This window comes from Scytonema hankhaensis NUACC26, from assembly GCF_045865695.1.
GTDB lineage: Bacteria > Cyanobacteriota > Cyanobacteriia > Cyanobacteriales > Nostocaceae > Scytonema.
Genome location: NZ_BAACAP010000210.1, coordinates 66194 through 82601, shown reverse-complemented (window position 1 = coordinate 82601; position 16408 = coordinate 66194). Strand labels below are relative to the sequence as shown.

The window sequence follows — 16408 nt, the reverse complement described above, 5'->3', positions numbered from 1 at the left end:
CGCCCGGATTATTGTGCTGACCACGTATGATACTGATGAAGAGATTTATCGAGGATTGCGAGCCGGGGCAAAGGGGTATTTACTGAAGGACTCTGAGCCAGAGGAACTATTGACAGCAATTCGTACCGTGAACAGGGGGCAACAGTATATTCCCCTTAACGTGGCTGCCAAGCTAGTACAGCGGATGACCAAACCAGAATTGAGCGATCGTGAGCTAGAAGTTCTCCGGTTAGTCGGACAGGGAATGAGCAATCAGGAAATTAGCGTTGCGCTAACGATTAGTGAAAGTACGGTGAAGACTCATATCAACCGAATTTTGAGCAAGCTCGATGTCAAAGATCGCACTCAAGCAGCTATTATAGCACTGAAACGCGGAATTGCTAGCTTGTGAAAGCAAGATGGTACTGCTACCTGGGTTAACGATCGTAGCCAGTCATCCGTTTGCAGCGAGAGATTTTAGTCTATGAGGGCAGGCAATCAAACCTAAGTTTGATTCATCCTACCCCCTCAAATTGATTAACTCTCAATCATTTCGCTGCTTAAAATACAGACTTTGAATTGACGACAATCCTAAGCGAATCTCATACATTAAACTCATACAAACGATTGCAGAGTTGAAGGGAAGAGATTTCAAAGTGCTTCTCACACGATAAATCTCTTTTCCTCAAAGGTTTAGAGCAGAATTTTTATATTCGCTAAAGTTCTATCTCAACACCTAAGCCAGACTTATGTCTCTGCAACAGGCGTTGCTGATTCTGGGTATGAAATAGGTGCTGTATGCTCGAAACTGCGTTTGATTCATACTGCCTTTCAGCAACGCCTTACAACAACTCTAGGGAAAGAAGATGTCATGAACAAAGTAAGTGGATTAGCAATGTACCATACTGTCGAAGTCGATGGACTGAATATTTTCTACCGTGAGGCGGGAGCAAAAGATAACCCAACAATACTGTTGCTACACGGTTTTCCAACCTCTTCTCATATGTACCGCAATTTAATTCCACTGCTGGCCGATCGATATCATTTAATTGCACCAGATTTACCAGGCTTCGGTTTCTCAGATGCTCCAAAGCGAGAGCAATTTGAATATACTTTTGATCGGTTGGCTGAGACGATCGAACGTTTTACGCAAGTTGTAGGATTGAGTAGATATGCCATTTATGTCTTTGACTATGGCGCGCCAATCGGCTTTCGACTGGCGATCGCACATCCCGAACGAATTACTGCTCTAATCTCGCAGAATGGCAATGCCTATGAAGAAGGACTCAGCGAAGGCTGGAACCCAATTCAGCGTTACTGGCAAAACCCTACCCCAGAAAATCGTTCAGCACTCCGCAGCATCCTTCAAAACGACATGATAAAGTTTCAATATGTGCATGGAGTTGATAACATAAGCCTAATTGCGCCTGAGTCTTATACACTCGATCGGGCGCTTCTAGACCGACCTGGTAATAACGAAATTCAGCTCGATCTATTTCTGGATTATCAGAACAATATTGCGCTTTACCCAAAGTTTCAGGAATACTTCCGTACTCACCGACCTCCTACCCTCACTGTCTGGGGCAAGAACGATTCATTCTTTCTACCATCGGGTGCTGAGGCTTTCAAGCACGACAATCCCAATGCCGAAGTCTGTTTCTACAACACCGGTCACTTTGCACTTGAAACTCATGCTCAGGAAATTGCAACAGACATCAAAAACTTTCTCGATCGTCATAAAGGTCTGCTTGACTAACAAAACGAAACGCTACAGACTCACTAGAGGTGTCAGAGACTGTTTGTAAACGTTGTTTAAGCATTCTTCGCCTTGCAAGTTCGACGATTGTAGCATAATCGTCTAAGCATCAATCGAATCATCACCACATAAACCATCCCTTCATAATTTTCTGGTAATGCATCGTAATCTCGACACTTACCCGCCATTTGATGCCGTTATCGGCACGATAGAAAATCGCGTCTAAAATGCCATTCTTGGTCGCTGAGGTCGCTGGGGTAGATCGTTGCTACTGGCTTAAGAACGGTTCTTTGTTCTTTTCTACTCTACATTATTCTATCCGTACTCTCTTTACTCTTGTTTACAAACAGTCTCTTAGAATGAGCGATGTTATTCCTAATGACGCACCTGGCAGTCGCAATCAATTAGTTGTACCCCCTTCTGAGCAAGACCATCGGCAAGGATCGTTGAATGCCCGCGTTGTGCTTGTTGAGTATGGGGATTATCAATGTCCTCAATGTGGTGAACTTTATACCTCAATTAAGGCAATTCAACGCCAGCTTGAGGCGACCTTATATGGAAGAGATTCTCTATGCTTTGTATTCCGGCATTTTCCTCAACCTCAAATCCATCCTCAAGCTCAAAAGGCAGCATTAGCGACAGAAGCAGCAGGGGCACAAGGTCAGTTTTGGCAGATGTACGAAATCTTACTGGAGCATCAACAAGAGTTAGGAAATGGCTACCTTGCTGAGTACGCAGATCGTTTAGGACTTAACGTTCCTCAATTTCTGCGGGATATCGCAAGAAGAACGTATCTCGATCGCATTAATCAAGATATCGAAAGTGGAATACGCAGCGGAGCGATCCACGCTCCAGCTTTATTCATCAATGGTACTCGATATCGCAATGCTTTAAAAATTGAGCCACTACTGGCTGCAATTGTTGAATCAGGGAATTTTTCATAGTCACCAAGACTTGTAACAAATCATGACTGCCCAAAGGAGGGAGAATAAATGATGAATGCCGCACTGACAATACTATTGAAATCCCCCGTATCCCACCAGCCAAAACCGGGCTCTGTAAAACGGAACTATCAAACTCAAGTCACGTCTCGCAGCCGCGAACGGGGAGTGATCCTGACACTGCATGGATGGAACAAACTCCAAACTGCAAAATTACAGGTGGAGTTCGAAGAGAATGCTGGCGATCGCTTTACGTTGGAAGAATTAAGCGAACGGACAGAATTATCCTTGCGAACCATCTCCAAAGTGTTGGGGCGCTTAGAACCTGTAGACCGATATTCACTGCAAGCAATGTTTCAGTCCTTTGGATTGGAGGTGAGCAAGAATGATTACATCCGACCTACCTCTCGATCTGAAGCCTCAGAATCTCAGCAGATTAATCTGTGGCAAAAGTGGAATTCAGGGATTAGCGGAATCGATGAAAATACAGTGACAACCCATTGGATAGCTTCAGTTTGTTTCAGCCCCGATGGTAAGACGCTAGCCAACAGTAGTTCTAATTTTTCAGTACGAGTATGGGATGTGCAGAGCGGTCAGTGCCTCAACATCTTGCAGGGACACTCAAGTTGGATCTATTCAGTTTGTTTTAGCCCAGATGGACGCATTCTAGCAACCAGTAGCCAGGACAGCACGACTAAGCTTTGGGATGTTCAGACAGGGGAGTGTTTCCAAACGCTGAAGGGCGATTGCCCAATTTCAGGTGAGAATTGGTGGCATTGATGCTCCTATAGATGTCAAGTAATTTTGGCTCTTCCTAGCTTTTGGTCTAAGGATATGCAGACAGAAGCACGGATACCATTTAACCCGGTAAAATCTAGTAACTAGTACCAAATTCTACTGTGTATTGGGGTGTATCCTCCCCAGCCTCAACCGTAGTCAAGGCATTTACCAAATCATTAATTGATTTGATGAAAATATTAATTGCACCATTCCAATCTCTTAGTATTTCATGATTACAATTAGGACAAACAAATTTTTTGTTCCCTCCTAACTTTTCATGAACGTGTCCGCACTTTGAGCAGGTTTTGCTTGTGTATTCTTCTGTTACATCATGCACAACGCAATTCCGTTTTAAGGCGTGAAACTTGAGAGTTTGTTTAAACCTATAGTGCGACCACGTAAGCATATTTCTAGCTGTTTTAGAGGTTAGCTTACGTTTCTTCTTAACAACCATTTGAGATGTTTCAAAAGTTGGCAAGAAAATGTGTTTATAGTTTTTGGTTAAGAAGACTGAAGCTTTGTTATGAATCTCGTTAGTAAGGTTTCTAATCCTAGTTCTTAACACCTCTGACTGTCTTCTTAGTTTCCACCTCAACCTTTTGTTAATACTACCTTTAGCTTTGGTAATTTGAGATTGCAGCTTGTCCAATCTTTGACACAAAACAGCTATTTTAGAAATAGAGCCGTTGCCTATTTCTAGTAATTGTCCACCGTCAAACCCCGTTAAAAAAGTTCTAACCCCAGGATCTAAACCAATGCAGTTATTTAAGCTGTTGGCTTTAATTAAGAGTGGAATTGCAAAACAGATAAACCGCTTACCTTTATCAAGCAAGATAGTAAATTCTGATGGTATTTCCTCACACAAAGGCTCTGAGGGATTTATCTGCAAGCTTTTTATAGCAATGCTTTTACCGTTTATAAACGCCTTGCTGCTTGCGTAATGAGTAAAACCCGCAATTCGCTTGTCTTTACCTTTACCAAAATAAAAAGCGCCCCAATATTTAGCACCAATTCGGAAACTTTTTACAGGGTCTCTACACGATCTAAATCTAGGATTCGCCTTGTCTTTAGTTTTTGAGAAAGCTACTTTAGCATCAAAAACCGATTCTTCTCTTGGTGAATATGGGCATTCTGATATCCAATCAGGACAAGATTTTAAAAGAGTTTCTCGTAACTGAAATTTAGTAGGTTGTTTTTCTCCATTTACAAAACAATCTCTTTGGTAAGCAATAGCTTGGTTATAGCACCAGCGACAAGCAGCCAGCCATTTTCTATAAACTATTTTGAGATTGGTTTCCGGGTAAATCTGGATCTTCTTTGATTTTCTGTTTGTATTTCCTGAGTCCATAGAGTTTGGAACTGAAGACATGAATAATTGCCAAGATGTCTTCGACCTCTTCTCTTTCTGGAGACAAATCAATGCGGTTGAGAACCACGAGTTTTGTATTGTTTTGATTACAGATATAGTCAATGATTTCGATTCCAAATCTTGCCAATCTATCTTTATAGCTGCATACAACCTGTTCGACATCTCCAGACAGAATTTGCCCCAAAAGGGTTTGTAGACCTTTCCGCTTGTAGTTGAGTCCCGAACCAATTTCTTTGATGACAACTCCACTTGGGAAGAGAGATTGCAGGTAGTCTGCTTGTCTGTTGAGGTCATCTCTTTGTTTGTGGGAGCTAACTCTACAATAGAGAACGGTTTTTCGTTGCTTTGTATTTTTTGGGTCAAGAACGCTGTCGATGTCGTATCTTCTATGCCCAGCAGGAGTTCTAATTGTACTGATTCTTCCGGCTTTGTCCCAGTCTCTAAGGGTTTTTTCTGAGACTTGGAGGATTTGCATCGCTTCTCGCGGTGTAACATATCTTGTCATATTTGCTGTGGTATCACTTATTTAGTCATACCACATTCTGAAGATAATTCCGGAAAATTCTATAAATTAGTATGTATTTTGGCTTCTAGTCACTACGGTAGCTTAGATTGTAGAGGTACAAGTAGCAGTTTTTCCACGATGGAGATTTGATGGAAATCGAGCGCTCTGGTATAGAACATCACCCTCGATTGACAATGACAACAATTTCTGCTTACTGTACATCATCATATACCAATTCAATCCAAATTTCGCTAGCGCGAGCGTATTTCATCGCGCAGTCGATCGCTCAATAACGCACGCTTCGATCGAACTTAGTACCTCCATCTCCGTGTTGTGGCTTGCAAACTCCAGTGCAAGCTCCTTTGCCCGCTTGCTATACATAGGATTGTCGAGAACCTCTCTCGCTGCTGCACGTAAGCTCTCTGCTGTTACCTGATTAGTTCTCAGGTCGATGCCGACACCAGCCCACTGCACGTGCGCCGATACCTCCTCCTTATCCTCCGTCATCCCTGCCGAGACTATCGGAATCTCATGGGCGAGTGCAAGATTAACTGTACCATATCCTCCGTTCGTAATCAGCAGATCTACACTTGGCATAATCAATTCGTATGGTAAAAACGACGTGACATATGCATTTGCCGGAATCTCAGTCAGAATTGACTCTATCGGTTGTCCTCCGGTGGTTGCCACAACGATCGCGTCCTCTTCTTTGGCGAGTCCAGTCAACGTTGGACTGATGAGTTGCCCAAGATCTCGGTTTGCGATCGTTCCTTGAGTCACAAGGACTATACGCTTTGTCTTATCGAGTTCGTGCCACCATGTTGGTAGCGCATACTGCCCTGGTGGCATAGGTAGAAGACCGATAAAATGTATACGCGATGAAAAAGACGAATCCTCCGAATACTGAAAACTTTTGATTCCTGGTTGTAGGTAAAGATCGGGCAGTACCGACATACTCTCTAGAGGAGGATATGGTATTGGATTGCAGCCAAGCTCGGCTAGTTCTTTATTTACTACAGCTTGAGTGGGCTTCAAATACACACACTCTCGTCTCTCACGCTTTGCAAGTTGTTCTTTCTCCGACATACTCGGTCGTGGTGGACTGTTCTTCACACCGAACAGATTTAACAACGTAATACCCAGATGTATAATTGGAGGACGTTCCTCGCGTGCTCCCAGAAGCATGGGCAGCGTACCCAAGAAAGTCGAATCTGTTAGAATGACATCTGCCGGAAAGTCTTGCAGAGCCTGCTTTAGTCCTGCTGCCTGCCCGCCGATCTTTTTCGCAAAATAATATTCGAGGTCGAAGGCTGCCATCTCCAAGTCTGGATTCTTCGCCTGCCTCTCCGGATGTTCTAGGAGAGCCATCAAATCGTTAAAACTATTAGTCTCCGGAATCTCCGGAATAAACGGTATTCCTCTAGCTTCTACTATCGACCTTAACTCAGGTGCTGTCTGTAAGGCTACTTCATGATTGTGTTTCATGAGAATGTTGGCGACTGCTAGCAGTGGACTCAAATGGCTTGGAACAGCCGATGATGCAATTAATACCTTCATTGTAAATCCTTATAAAGTTATGTTACAAAAAATTCTAAAATTACTATTTAATGTGGTTGAAGTACAGATGTTACAACACTGCCATTAGTGCTTCGCAAAATTTCTGCGACACAATTGCTTGCTTTACCATCTGAAGTATAACGAATTCTCATACTTAATTTCTTTGGTGATTCTTACAACGATTTGTCAGATTCTTATGGTGAAGAGCGAACCTCCCTTGGTATCATCTATTATAATTCTTAATGGTGTTAGCGAACCTGCTTTGGAGTCATTCCGGTAAATCGCTTAAACTGTTGCGTCAGATGACTTTGGCTAGAAAAACCTACTTGTAAAGCAATCTCTGCAATCGATAAATCTGTTTTCAATAGCATCACTTTCGCCCGTTCCACTCGCTGTTGAATCACGTACTGGTGCGGAGAAATTCCTGTAGCGCGTTTGAATAAACTAGCAAAATAAGTAGGGCTAATATTAATGACTTCTGCAATTTGCACGAGTGATAAATCTTGGTCAAGGTGAGCGTGAATATAATCGATCGCTTGCAGCAACTGGGTACGAGTTAAGTTTCTATTCTGTGATGTTATGATTTGTACAACCTCAGAATAGTGTCGCAGCAAATGAATGACTAACGCTTGGGTCAAGGATTCGACATATAATCTTCCCATCATACCATGCGATCGTAACTCAGCTAAAAGCAGCATTGCAATATGCTGAAGATTCAAGTCCTGCTTGCAGAAATGGTTCATGAGATTGAGCCGCTCTGTAACCATCTCAGACGCTTGGGCAACTTTTTCGACCAACTCTGGCTGTAAGTGAATAGATAGTTGTGTCTGGAATGACCCACTTCCCGGACAACACCAATAACTTGGTCGTCCAGCAGGAACCAAGAGACTATCACCCTCCTGAAAGATTGATTCATGCAAGCGATCGTCTGACTTCTGGCTCACATAAACGGGGTGTCCCAGAGGTAAGATAAGCCAATGATCTGACAGGGCGGGAAGTTCTTTTTCTTCTTTGCCTGGAGTTGAAAAATATTGCTCCTGCTCAACCAAAATGCCATTCCAGCCCATCTGACGACTGGATAACAACGGAGTTCTATTCAACCGTTGGCTGAGTTCGATCGGTGTCAGAAGAACAAACTCAGAATTTGCATTTTGCATCTGCGGGGCGTATCTCATGGTTAGGGAAGTATATTGCTATGTCATCACTATATTATTGGTAGTACTATTCGATAAATATGCATGGATGTGCTCCACACTCTTTGAGATTTGTTCTGAAATATTCAAATCTCGATCAACTCACTGTGAATCCGCCATCGATAACTAAGGGTTGTCCAGTGATATAGCTAGCAGCATCAGAGCAGAGAAAAACAACCGCTTGAGCGACTTCTTCTACCTGCCCGATGCGCCCCATTGGAAGCAAAGATTTTACATCATCCGCCGCGATCCCTAATTGTTTAAAGGCGCGCTCGAGCAGTTCAGTCGCAATGCTTCCAGGATTCACCGCATTGATCCGAATACCCTGCTTGGCATAGTCCAGTGCGGCGGCTCGCGTTAGTCCCATAACGGCATGTTTACTCGCGTTGTAAAGAGAGTTCCCTGGAAACGCAAACAAACCTTGTGTTGAGGAATTATTAACGATCGCTCCAGCTCCTTGAGACAGCATTTGCTCAATTTCATATTTCATGCACAAAAACAGTCCCCGTGCGTTAATTGCCATGAGTTTGTCAAAGTCCTCAGTCGAGTGTTCGTGCAGGGGTTTTACAGGTGTTTCGATGCCTGCATTATTGAAAGCGCAATCGAGTCGTCCATAGGTCTCGATCGTCTTGTGAACGAGTGCTTTGACATCTGCTTCATTGCTTACATCTGAATGGACATATAAGCATTCAGCACCCGTTTCGCGAACCAGTTTGGCGGTTACTTCTCCTTCTGCATCGCGTCTGCCTGAGAACACCACTTTCGCCCCAGCTTCCCCAAAGGCGATGGCAGTTGCTCTGCCAATTCCCACTGTGCCTCCAGTGACTAAAGTCACTTTACCTTGAAGTATCATTCTGTTTCTCCTATTCGTTTCAGTTGAGGTTATTGAACGCATTTGACTAGTAGAGTTGTTTGCGTTTCAGTTCCTTGTTTTGGTACAGATTGCGATCGCTCCATCAGCGTTGAGCTAGTTTGTAATGCAATGTCTGTGATAAGCTTCGCTTATCGCCAAAGTGGAGAATATCAAGTCGAAACTGCAAGCGGACGCAAAGGAGTTGTCCGGCTTGTTCTGTTACGGTTATATTCTTCCAGTACATTCTTGTAGTCAGAGCAATTGTATCTATCAAAAATTTCCGCAAAAATATTGGGCATTTTTCTGTATCTCGAAACCTCTAAATCCCGAAGCAAGATGTCGATGTATTGTTGGTAACGGACGTTCACCCCAGAACCGCGTGTAGGTTCAAATTGGATATGTTCGTTCTTCCATTGGCGGATTTGTTCGATATCTTGCTCCATCTGTTCGACTGAGGGCAATTCAAGCGCTCCTTCTAGATAAGCGCAAAGCCAGAGTGTCCCAATTTCGACGGCGGGTACGTGTAAAAAACCATGATTGAAACCGACAAAACCAAGATTGGGAACCCTTGGGTGGATTAAGTGTCGGTACAGTTGCACCCCATCTTTGTGAGCTTCCAGCAGATGTCGATACTTTTCTGGTAAAAAAGGAAACACTGGAGCTTGCGAACCTAACGATAAGATAACGAGATCGCACTGAATTTCCTTCCCTTGCTCTAACTCGATCGCTTCTTTAGAAAAACCGAACAATTCTGCTTGATGGGGTTGTATCCGACCTTCAGCTACGAATCGATAGTAAGGATCTGGTGCTACTGCAGTAGCCGATCTTAAGTCAGACACTAACTTGTGCTTTGGCTGTACGGCTTTTAATCGACAAGCTGCTGCTTGGTCTTTACCCAAACTGATTTGTTGAATTTGTAACCACAAAATGAACTCAATCAGGTTCCAATAACCGGAAACCAAAAACTTCAGACGGCTATGGAGGAATTGCTCTGCCCTAGTTGGATACGCCCAACTTGGAATCATAATAGAATTGATACGATTGAATAAAGCGTAAGTATAGTCGAGACCCAAAATCTTTTGTGGCAAGAGCCATCTGGGTATACGAAAGACGTGGTATACCCGCTGACCTCGCTGCGCTGCTAGTACAGTCATGTCGAGCGCACTTTTGCCAAATCCGACAACAACAACGCGCTTATCATTGAAAATGTTGAGAGATTCGATTTCTCGTTCTGTAACTACTTCACCAGCAAACTCCGCCTCTCCTGGAAATGTGGGGCGATGTTTTCTCTGCGTATATTGACCTGTGGCAACTACAACATAGTCAAATATATCTTCATGACGACCCTCTTCGTTTTGAAATCTTACCCGCCAACCATTCTCAAGTTCTTCGAGTGCAAGAACTTCATGTTTGAGACGAACATCAATCTGAAAATGATGGACTGCTGCATCCAAATATTGTTGGATTTGGATTTGTGTGGGATTTAAATCTGGTGTGAAAGGCCAAGGAAAGTCGGATAAATGATATTGAGAACTAATGTTCTGAAGGCGAACTTCTGGATATGCTACTGCCCATACACCACCAATCTCTGTAGATTTCTCAAAAACAACAGCCTCATATCCTTTCTTTTTAAGTACGTTTGCTGCTGCAATTCCTGAGATACCAGCGCCGATAACTGCTATTCGTTTGTTTTTTTGAGAGACCATACTTAACATAGCTTTATTAATAGTTCACAAGGAATCGTCATTGTTATTTATCCCAATCGTTAGGTAGTTGGTAAGGATTCAACTCTTGCCAATTTTGTTTGGTCTATATGAAGTGTAGTGAGTTCCAAGACTTGACTTCTTTCAGATTCTTATGGCAGTTTATCAGATTCTTATGGTGAAGGGCGAACCTGCTTTGGTGTTATATCATGTCCGCTTGTGTACTCTGAATAAAACTCACGCAAAGGCGCAAAGGCGCTAAGAAGTTAGGAAGCTTTTCCGCATGGTTATGTTACCGGATATGATATCATTTTAATGAGGCGCTTAAACTGTTGTGTCAGATGGGTTTGGCTGGAGAAACTTACTTGTAAGGCAATGTCCGCGATCTTTATAATTTTTTATGCCCATTTGCTCCATTCGATTCGTCCCAGAAATCCCGAGCGAGTGAGTGGGCTGGATTTTGTATGTCAAAATCGCTGCGAGTGGTTTGTCGGGTAGGGCTTGCCTTAATTAAATCGGCTGCTTTCTCACCAATCATGATGGTAGGCGCGTTCGTGTTTCCCGTAACAATTGTTGGCATGATGGAGGCATCGACAACACGCAATCCTTCCACTCCATGCACTCGGAGTTCGGGGTCTACAACTGCCATTGGATCGGTTCCCATTTTGCAAGTACCGATTGGATGATACACTGTATTGCAAACTTCTCGAATGTAAGCTTCGAGGGATCGATCGCTCTGAACCTTTGGACCTGGGGCAACTTCCTCACCTCGAAACTCATCAAAGGAACTTGAATGAAATAAGCTGCGAAGTATTTGAATCCCTGTCACTAGCTTTTGCACATCGGATTGACTTTGCAAATAGTTCAGACGAATAATCGGGGGGTCTCTGGGGTCAAGCGATTGGGCAGAGCCCACGCTTCGCGTTCGCGAAGCGCTGCCTTTAGCAGGTCGTAAAGTAACACTCCCACTGTTCTGGGGATGGGTCAAACTAACGACGCCCGTAAATGCCGAATCAACTAGGGAATAGCCTGGAGGCAACCAGGGAAGGGGACAAAAGAAAAGCTGCAAATCTGGCGCAACATCCACTTTCCCCTCGCTATGCACAAACATTCCAGCTTCACCAATACCACTATTGGTGGTGGCGAGGTACAACTCCTGAGTTGCCTGGTAGACTACGGGAAGGAGAATATGGTCTTGCAGGTTTTGTCCCACACCTGGTAAATCGGCTACGACAGAAATCCCCATTGCTTGCAGGTATTCTGCATCTCCAATGCCGGAAAGCATTAGCACCTTTGGTGAATCGAATGCACCTGCACTTAAAATCACTTCCCGATTGACCCCGATCTGGTGTAGTGTTCCTTCATATAAGTACTCCACTCCAATGACGCGAGTTCCTATAAACAACAATCGAGTTACTAATGCATCTGTTTGCACTGTAAGGTTTGAGCGATCCAGAATCGGTGTAAGAAATGCAGCAGCAGTACTGTGCCGTTTCCCATCCTTAATCGTCATTTGATAGAATCCCGCCCCTTTCTGTTGCTTTCCGTTAAAATCAGGATTGCGGTCATATCCCAGTGCTACACATACGTCTACAAATCTTTGGGAAATCGTGGTAGGAGCGATCGAGTCGGTCACGCTTAACTCTCCATCGACACCATGGTAGGCATCGGCACCGCGTGAGGAGTGCTCTGATTTTTTGAAGTAGGGCAGGACATCTTGGTAACTCCAACCAGGATTGCCCAATGCCTGCCAGTGGTCATAATCGAAAGGATTGCCTCGAACATAGAGCATGAAATTAATCGAACTGCTACCCCCTAAGACTTTGCCGCGAGGACAAAAGATTATGCGATCGTTCAAGTAGGGTTCTGGTTCAGAGAAATAGCCCCAGTCCACTTCGGAGTCAAGTAGTTTTAAGCAGTCTGCTGGAATTTGAATCTCTGGTTTTGTATCTCGATTGCCCGCTTCAAGCAACAACACAGTTGTTTCGGGGTCTTCTGTGAGACGATTGGCAACAACACAGCCTGCTGAACCTGCACCAACAACAATGTAATCGTAGTTCTGTACTGTTGACATTGAATATACTCCTTGTGTAAATAAAGTGCTACTTTGGCAGGCTCTGAACTGGCTCCATATACAACCGCGCCCATGCGATCGTGTTTTCTCTTAGTCCGACAACGATAACACCTCGCATATTAAGTTCTGTACCGTTTGTATGTTTTCCTTGCCAAAGCCACTCCGACCAACCAATGTCACCAGCGATTGTATGGGCAACTAATTCCACGCAGAGGTCAGGAACTTGAGCAAACAAGTCAGTCCAGTTTTTTCGCACCTGTTCTACGCCAGTGAAGTTTCGCTCCGGATGTACCGGCTGTTCGCTCACGAAGTCATTGACAAAGCAGTTTACGAATGTATCAATGTCATGAGCATTGATTGCAGTTTCCATTTTGATTAGAACCGAGGGATCGCTTCGAGCAAGAGTAGCATTCATCTCCATGAGTTAATCTCCATTAGTTTAGAAGCTTCTTGGTTTCTACTTGTGTAGTGTTCTAGCTATCTGAAGTATAATGAGTTCCAATACTTGATTTCTTTCAGATTTATACAATGATTTATCAGATTCTTATGGGGTTAGCGAACTTGTTTGGGTGTCATTCCTGTGAGTTGCTTAAACTGTTGATACGCTAGTTACTTCTTGGTTGCCCCAACTCAATTCACAGGTTTGAATATTGGTGGTGGGACGGTTTTTCTCCCAAATGAGATCCGGAGTTATGTTATTTTACGCTCTTCACCATAAGAATCTGATAAATCATTGTAAGAATCACCAAAGAAGTATCGCGTTGCACCTCATTACACTTGGGATAGATAGAACATAGTTAGCAACTTCAGGTGGATACTAGGGCAAGACAATTGTTCGGATCAAAGCTAGGTGGCAAGCTGCAAGTGTCGTTGAAGGCAGCAAGCTATGCACTAGATGAGATCGACACAATTCTCCTTACGCATATCCATGCCGATCGTTGTTATGCTTTCCTACACAAGGACTTAGACACAATGAGAAAGCAACTTATTAATCCGCCACAACTCTATGATGGAAGACCACACGGAATGTCCCATGCTGTTATCGATACCGCATCGGCTACCGTTTACATTTCTGGTCAAGTTGACTGGGACGTGAACCATCAAGTCTCATGCCATACTGTCGAGGGGCAACTAAAGAACGTGCTAACTAACCTAACCGTCGTCCTAGATGCATCGGGAAGCTCCGTAGAGAATTTGCTTAGCCTTCGCATCTATGTTCGTGGTGAACTTGGAGAATTCATTGAAAATATAGCACCAATTCTCGCGCAATTTCTGGCAGAATCGCCCCCCACTGTCACTGGCATCGGTGTTTCCTCACTTGCCTCCCTCCCCAGAAACATTGGTTGAGATTGAGGCAACAGCAGCACTTAAGTGACCAATTGATTTCCGTTCTTCGTGTTTAAGAACGATCGGAGGAAATAATCAAATGTATGAAGAAACACAGTAGAATGACAAGCCAATGAAAACACGAATAAATAGACAGTTTCGCTTAGCAGCTCATCCTGGATGGTCTGAAGCTATAAGGGATATTGGACAATGGCTCGACCAAGGTAAAATTAAATATGCCATTGAGATTGTCGAGGGCTTAGAAAATGCACCATTAGCCGTCCTAAAACTGTTCAACGGCAACAAGAAGGGAAAACTACTCGTTAAAGTTTCAGAAGAACCTACCTAATCAGATCTAACGGTAGCGAAGATTCTCCCGCGCCCACTGTTCGACTCCCAAGACTTTGATGCCTCGTTGGGCATTGAACGTCTTGTCCACCTCCCACGAAACTCCTTTACCCTCTGCAAATACCACTCTGTACTTCCTAATGGGGTTGTCAGGGTCTTTTGCTAGTTTGTCTTTTAACTTAAGTACGCTCCATTCTACCCGTTGCACCTTCCGACCCAAAACAGAGTCCACGATGTTCGCCAATCGTGCGTAAGCGATCGTATCGCCAGCCGTATACACGACGCGGTTGACGATTCGTGGTTCGGCAAAGAGGATTTCCGCTGTCAGAGCGCCGATATCTTCAGGGGTTGTGACTGTAACGGTAGTGTCCCAACTCCCTAGCGCATATACAGTATTTTTCGCTAGGTCAACCACGCCGAAGGAAGGCTCAAATAGGAAACTGGTGAACATACCCGTCGAAACAATGACCCATTCCGTGCGGTCTTGCGATCGCAGGAGGTCGCGCACGTCGAGCTGCTCATCGAACAAGTCTTGTGCGCTACCTCTACCGATGACATCGTAGTCAACGCCGAATTGCCAAGGGACATAGCGTTTCACGCCGGCATCAAGAACGGCGCGGGCGAGCTTTCGTTGGATGCCACTTCCAGCCACAAAGCCAGTGCAGCCAATTACGGTGTGGAAATGCCTGAAAAGAACGGCAAGGTCAGTGATGGAGTCGGCTACGAGATCGGTAAAGATGAATTTGACGCCGAGAGAATGGAGTTCGGCAATGTCCCGTTGTTTGCTTGGGTCGTGAGAAGCGATGGTGGAAGGACGCAGGAGAACCGTGAGGGTAGTCCCAGAAGACAGAGTGGTGAGCTTGGCTAAGTTGCGAAGAACGGACATCCCGAGTTCACCGGCTCCTAAGACAAGAATAGAAGTGTTATATGACACGATCTGAACCTTAGAGTATTGGTTATGTTCGCTTGGAATACCAGGCATGAATGAGAACACTGGTCACTGGTCACTGGTCACTGGTGCTATGTTCGCTTGGCATACCAGGCATGAATGAGAAGGGTCTGGAAAAACAATACAGGCGGATTAAATCCGCTTGATACAATGATTGACTCAACTTCCTGGGGTGGTAGTATGGCAACAGTCTGCCCGTAAGTGTCGGTAATCTTTTCGATTTTCCCAGCAGGCACTTCAGAGTATTGAAGCATCCGCAGCCAAACTTCTAAAAGGCTTTGGTAAGCCGAGCTAGACATATCGGAAGCTAAATCAGCACTTACTAAATATCCATCAGGGAGAAGAAGTGCGGCAATTTGACGAAAAAAGTTGCGCCGTTCTTCCTGCTGCATAAAGAAATGTGAAACCAAAAGGCACGTTGCGGCATTCCAAGGGTCTGACACGGAAAGTGAATCGAGATAACCTTCGTGAAACGTGCAACGGGATGCGATCCCAGACTCCTCAGCTTTCTGACGGCAGATGTCTAGCATCGGTGCCGCAGGCTCTACTGCAGTAAACTTCCATTGTGGAAATTTTTGGGCGAGGTCAATCAATTCTAATCCAGTTCCCACACCGACGCAGAGAACCCGTGCGTCGCTAGGAAGTTCAGAAAGCACCATGCGGATCGACATATGAAGTGCGTCCCGCATCGGAGCCAATTTAGCGAATTGACTGTCATAGGAAGAAGCGAACTCCTGGTCAAAAATCAAGTTTGATGCTTGGTTTTTCATTTTCAATATTTCCTGATAAATTACAATATACCCTACTGTGCAATCCAGCCTCCATCCACTTTCAGCGAATCGCCAGTGATAAAGGAGGATGCATCGGAGAGAAGAAATAGCACGGCGGGTACAACCTCTTCAGCTTGACCGAGCCGCCCGATGGGGTGTAGAGCAGCGAGGTTATCCCGTCGCTCACTAGTTGCACCAACGAAGCGATTTACCATAGGTGTCGTGATGAAGGCGGGTGCAACAGCGTTCACGCGAATCCCAAGCTTGGCATATTCTAGCGCAGCTGTCTTAGTCAATCCTTCGAC

19 protein-coding genes are annotated in these 16408 nt (G+C 44.5%); 6 read left to right on the top strand and 13 right to left on the bottom strand.

Annotation, left to right across the window (positions count from 1 at the left end):
* Positions 1-391 (top strand): LuxR C-terminal-related transcriptional regulator (locus ACKTT2_RS26715; protein ID WP_407892257.1); only part of this gene is annotated, 391 nt, incomplete at its 5' end.
* Positions 392-850: 459 nt separating this feature from the next.
* Positions 851-1735, top strand: coding sequence for an alpha/beta fold hydrolase (locus tag ACKTT2_RS26710; protein ID WP_407892256.1), 885 nt, complete (start codon positions 851-853; stop codon positions 1733-1735).
* Positions 1736-1791: 56 nt separating this feature from the next.
* Here ACKTT2_RS26710 and ACKTT2_RS26705 read toward each other — a convergent pair whose 3' ends face one another.
* Positions 1792-1923 (bottom strand): hypothetical protein, encoded by a 132-nt coding sequence (locus tag ACKTT2_RS26705; protein WP_407892253.1) that lies wholly within the window; start codon positions 1921-1923, stop codon positions 1792-1794.
* A gap of 39 nt (positions 1924-1962) precedes the next feature.
* Here ACKTT2_RS26705 and ACKTT2_RS26700 point away from each other — a divergent pair, with 39 nt between their 5' ends.
* Positions 1963-2679 carry a DsbA family protein gene (locus ACKTT2_RS26700; protein ID WP_407892252.1) on the top strand — a complete coding sequence of 239 codons (717 nt, stop codon included), beginning with the start codon at positions 1963-1965 and terminating at the stop codon, positions 2677-2679.
* Positions 2680-2727: 48 nt separating this feature from the next.
* A complete protein-coding gene (locus tag ACKTT2_RS26695; RefSeq protein ID WP_407892251.1) occupies positions 2728-3456 on the top strand; it encodes a WD40 repeat domain-containing protein in 729 nt (242 codons plus the stop codon).
* A 94-nt stretch (positions 3457-3550) separates the two neighbouring features.
* Here ACKTT2_RS26695 and ACKTT2_RS26690 read toward each other — a convergent pair whose 3' ends face one another.
* The 9 genes from ACKTT2_RS26690 to ACKTT2_RS26650 all read right to left on the bottom strand — a co-directional run bounded on the left by ACKTT2_RS26690 (position 3551) and on the right by ACKTT2_RS26650 (position 13131).
* Positions 3551-4825, bottom strand: coding sequence for an RNA-guided endonuclease InsQ/TnpB family protein (locus tag ACKTT2_RS26690; RefSeq protein ID WP_407892249.1), 1275 nt, complete (start codon positions 4823-4825; stop codon positions 3551-3553).
* On the bottom strand, positions 4728-5330 hold the full coding sequence (locus ACKTT2_RS26685; RefSeq protein ID WP_407892248.1) for an IS607 family transposase: 603 nt from the start codon (positions 5328-5330) through the stop codon (positions 4728-4730). The genes ACKTT2_RS26690 and ACKTT2_RS26685 overlap by 98 nt, the downstream gene beginning before the upstream one ends.
* Positions 5331-5597: 267 nt before the next feature.
* The gene (locus ACKTT2_RS26680; RefSeq protein WP_407892246.1) at positions 5598-6887 is read right to left on the bottom strand and encodes a glycosyltransferase; all 1290 of its coding nucleotides are present in this window, start codon (positions 6885-6887) and stop codon (positions 5598-5600) included.
* A 248-nt stretch (positions 6888-7135) separates the two neighbouring features.
* Entirely contained in the window at positions 7136-8044 is a 909-nt protein-coding gene (locus ACKTT2_RS26675; RefSeq protein ID WP_407892244.1) for a helix-turn-helix domain-containing protein, read from the bottom strand.
* 133 nt (positions 8045-8177) lie between these two features.
* Entirely contained in the window at positions 8178-8933 is a 756-nt protein-coding gene (locus tag ACKTT2_RS26670) for an SDR family oxidoreductase (protein WP_407892242.1), read from the bottom strand.
* A gap of 170 nt (positions 8934-9103) precedes the next feature.
* Positions 9104-10648 carry a flavin-containing monooxygenase gene (locus tag ACKTT2_RS26665; RefSeq protein WP_407892241.1) on the bottom strand — a complete coding sequence of 515 codons (1545 nt, stop codon included), beginning with the start codon at positions 10646-10648 and terminating at the stop codon, positions 9104-9106.
* Between the two features lie 275 nt (positions 10649-10923).
* On the bottom strand, positions 10924-11022 hold the full coding sequence (locus ACKTT2_RS26660) for a hypothetical protein (protein ID WP_407892268.1): 99 nt from the start codon (positions 11020-11022) through the stop codon (positions 10924-10926).
* Between the two features lie 2 nt (positions 11023-11024).
* Positions 11025-12710: a GMC family oxidoreductase gene (locus tag ACKTT2_RS26655; RefSeq protein ID WP_407892239.1), complete on the bottom strand. Its 1686-nt coding sequence runs from the start codon at positions 12708-12710 to the stop codon at positions 11025-11027.
* 28 nt (positions 12711-12738) lie between these two features.
* Entirely contained in the window at positions 12739-13131 is a 393-nt protein-coding gene (locus ACKTT2_RS26650) for a nuclear transport factor 2 family protein (protein WP_407892237.1), read from the bottom strand.
* Between the two features lie 410 nt (positions 13132-13541).
* Between ACKTT2_RS26650 and ACKTT2_RS26645 the strand changes: the two genes are divergently transcribed.
* A complete protein-coding gene (locus tag ACKTT2_RS26645) occupies positions 13542-14057 on the top strand; it encodes a RidA family protein (RefSeq protein WP_407892235.1) in 516 nt (171 codons plus the stop codon).
* A gap of 112 nt (positions 14058-14169) precedes the next feature.
* Positions 14170-14385: a hypothetical protein gene (locus tag ACKTT2_RS26640; protein WP_407892233.1), complete on the top strand. Its 216-nt coding sequence runs from the start codon at positions 14170-14172 to the stop codon at positions 14383-14385.
* Between the two features lie 6 nt (positions 14386-14391).
* Here the strand turns inward: ACKTT2_RS26640 and ACKTT2_RS26635 are convergent, their stop codons facing one another.
* From ACKTT2_RS26635 to ACKTT2_RS26625, 3 genes are all read right to left on the bottom strand, one after another.
* Positions 14392-15270, bottom strand: coding sequence for an aromatic alcohol reductase (locus ACKTT2_RS26635; RefSeq protein WP_407892266.1), 879 nt, complete (start codon positions 15268-15270; stop codon positions 14392-14394).
* Between the two features lie 134 nt (positions 15271-15404).
* Positions 15405-16004 carry a class I SAM-dependent methyltransferase gene (locus tag ACKTT2_RS26630; RefSeq protein WP_407892231.1) on the bottom strand — a complete coding sequence of 200 codons (600 nt, stop codon included), beginning with the start codon at positions 16002-16004 and terminating at the stop codon, positions 15405-15407.
* A gap of 131 nt (positions 16005-16135) precedes the next feature.
* Positions 16136-16399: an SDR family oxidoreductase gene (locus ACKTT2_RS26625; protein ID WP_407892229.1), complete on the bottom strand. Its 264-nt coding sequence runs from the start codon at positions 16397-16399 to the stop codon at positions 16136-16138.
* Positions 16400-16408 lie beyond the last annotated feature (9 nt).

What these genes read in the sequence shown, in the direction of transcription:
- ACKTT2_RS26710 (WP_407892256.1), top strand. Translation starts at nt 851, where the DNA reads ATGAACAAAGTAAGTGGATTAGCAATGTACCATACTGTCGAAGTCGAT.
- ACKTT2_RS26705 (WP_407892253.1), bottom strand. Translation starts at nt 1,923, where the DNA reads ATGGCGGGTAAGTGTCGAGATTACGATGCATTACCAGAAAATTATGAA.
- ACKTT2_RS26700 (WP_407892252.1), top strand. Translation starts at nt 1,963, where the DNA reads ATGCCATTCTTGGTCGCTGAGGTCGCTGGGGTAGATCGTTGCTACTGG.
- ACKTT2_RS26695 (WP_407892251.1), top strand. Translation starts at nt 2,728, where the DNA reads ATGATGAATGCCGCACTGACAATACTATTGAAATCCCCCGTATCCCAC.
- ACKTT2_RS26690 (WP_407892249.1), bottom strand. Translation starts at nt 4,825, where the DNA reads ATGTCTTCAGTTCCAAACTCTATGGACTCAGGAAATACAAACAGAAAA.
- ACKTT2_RS26685 (WP_407892248.1), bottom strand. Translation starts at nt 5,330, where the DNA reads ATGACAAGATATGTTACACCGCGAGAAGCGATGCAAATCCTCCAAGTC.
- ACKTT2_RS26680 (WP_407892246.1), bottom strand. Translation starts at nt 6,887, where the DNA reads ATGAAGGTATTAATTGCATCATCGGCTGTTCCAAGCCATTTGAGTCCA.
- ACKTT2_RS26675 (WP_407892244.1), bottom strand. Translation starts at nt 8,044, where the DNA reads ATGCAAAATGCAAATTCTGAGTTTGTTCTTCTGACACCGATCGAACTC.
- ACKTT2_RS26670 (WP_407892242.1), bottom strand. Translation starts at nt 8,933, where the DNA reads ATGATACTTCAAGGTAAAGTGACTTTAGTCACTGGAGGCACAGTGGGA.
- ACKTT2_RS26665 (WP_407892241.1), bottom strand. Translation starts at nt 10,648, where the DNA reads ATGTTAAGTATGGTCTCTCAAAAAAACAAACGAATAGCAGTTATCGGC.
- ACKTT2_RS26655 (WP_407892239.1), bottom strand. Translation starts at nt 12,710, where the DNA reads ATGTCAACAGTACAGAACTACGATTACATTGTTGTTGGTGCAGGTTCA.
- ACKTT2_RS26650 (WP_407892237.1), bottom strand. Translation starts at nt 13,131, where the DNA reads ATGGAGATGAATGCTACTCTTGCTCGAAGCGATCCCTCGGTTCTAATC.
- ACKTT2_RS26640 (WP_407892233.1), top strand. Translation starts at nt 14,170, where the DNA reads ATGAAAACACGAATAAATAGACAGTTTCGCTTAGCAGCTCATCCTGGA.
- ACKTT2_RS26635 (WP_407892266.1), bottom strand. Translation starts at nt 15,270, where the DNA reads ATGTCCGTTCTTCGCAACTTAGCCAAGCTCACCACTCTGTCTTCTGGG.
- ACKTT2_RS26630 (WP_407892231.1), bottom strand. Translation starts at nt 16,004, where the DNA reads ATGTCGATCCGCATGGTGCTTTCTGAACTTCCTAGCGACGCACGGGTT.